The sequence below is a fragment of the Finegoldia sp. P2-F-LR genome (assembly GCF_052932265.1).
This window is the reverse complement of sequence record NZ_JBRFJF010000022.1, coordinates 1-1,547: the sequence shown is the minus strand read 5'-3', so window position 1 is coordinate 1,547 and position 1,547 is coordinate 1. Positions and strand designations below refer to the sequence as shown.

1 protein-coding gene is annotated in these 1,547 nt (G+C 33.2%); it reads right to left on the bottom strand.

All coding sequences use genetic code 11. The annotated features are described in order from the left end of the window. Nucleotides 1–105 precede the first annotated feature (105 nt). Nucleotides 106–1,281 (bottom strand): IS110 family transposase, encoded by a 1,176-nt coding sequence (locus ACU68W_RS09190; RefSeq protein WP_106460092.1) that lies wholly within the window; start codon nucleotides 1,279–1,281, stop codon nucleotides 106–108. Nucleotides 1,282–1,547 lie beyond the last annotated feature (266 nt).

The following is a 1,547-nucleotide window of genomic DNA, read 5'->3' as shown; positions in this document are numbered from 1 at the left end:
TAGACCAGCTATCAAATGTCAAGAGAAAATAAAAAATAATTAATCTTGTAATTTATGGCACATCAAATAAGCCTAAAAATTAGGCTTAGAAAAACTAAATAACAACTAAATATTCGGTATGTAAGTTTTGTTATCTCTTAAAACAGCAAAAATTATGTTAGTAAGTTTTCTAGCAACTGCACCAATAGCTGTACCATGCGCCTTACCCCTTTGTCTAAGCTTTTGATAATAAACAGACAAAGCAGGATCTTTAAAAGCAGCAACACTAGCAGCAAGCCAAATAGCACGTCTAAGATAAGGAGAACCACGTTTAGAAATCTTAGTATCAGTAGCATTAAAATTGCCAGATTGCTTAACAGCAACATCTAAACCAGCATAAGCAACCAACTGATTAGCTCTCTCAAAACGAGAAATATCACCAATTTCTGAGAAAATAGCAGCACCTAAGACATCACCAATACCGGTGATAGAAGTAATAACAGGGCATAAAGAATTAATCATAGAAGAAATTTCATCTTCAATATCAGCTATCTGATCTTCAAGAAAAGAAATTTGAGCAATAATCTGTTTAATTTGAAAAGAAAAAGACTTTAAAGCAAACTTAACACCAAAAGAATTAGAAGCCTTCTCTTGAATTTCTTTAGCCTTATCAATACCAAAGCGACCCTTACTACACTTAGACAACATCTTAGCAAGCTCATCAGCAGGAATAGAAATCATATCCTCAGGCAAAGGATACTTACTCAAAAGCTCCTTAGAAGCCACACCATAAATATTAGAAAAAAGCGAAGAATACTCAGGGAAAACCTGATCTAAAATACAAACAAGCTTTCTCTTCCAATCAGAAGCTTCATCAACAAGAGCAAACCTGAACCTAGAAAGATTTCTTAAAGCAAAAGTATCCTCATCAGAAAAATGAGAAACAGAAAACTCACCGAACCTAAGAATTTGAGCAATAACAAAAGAATCAACAGAATCATTCTTAGTCTGTCTAATATACATCTTTCTAAAAGCATCAGATTGAATAGGATTAATAACAATACAAGAAAAACCTAAATCAATTAAGAAAGAATAAAGCGAAAGCCAATAATGGCCAGTAGCTTCCATACCAATAATACAATTGTTAGAATCAATCGAAAAAGAGGAAATAAATTTCTGAAACTTCTCTAAACCCCTAATAGAATTAGAAAAAGAAAAGGACTCAGAAACAAGTTTCCCATCAGAATCAATTATTGAGGCTTCGTGGTTGTTCTTTGCAATATCAACACCAATGTAAAACATAAAATCACCTAGCTTTAATATAAATTTAGATAGAGAAAGGACCCTCAAGAACTTTACGACAATCAAACCTCGTTAGACATACAGCAACGAAATGTGCTATCCAGCTCATACTGATAAAGACGTAAAGAAGAGGCGTAACCCTAAATTGGGAAGACTAGCTTCAAGGAGGTTAACTACGACCTCTATCTATACAATTATTATCCCATAAGAAAGTGGGATAGAGAACAAAATGTAGTATTAATTACTACAACTATAATATACGAGGA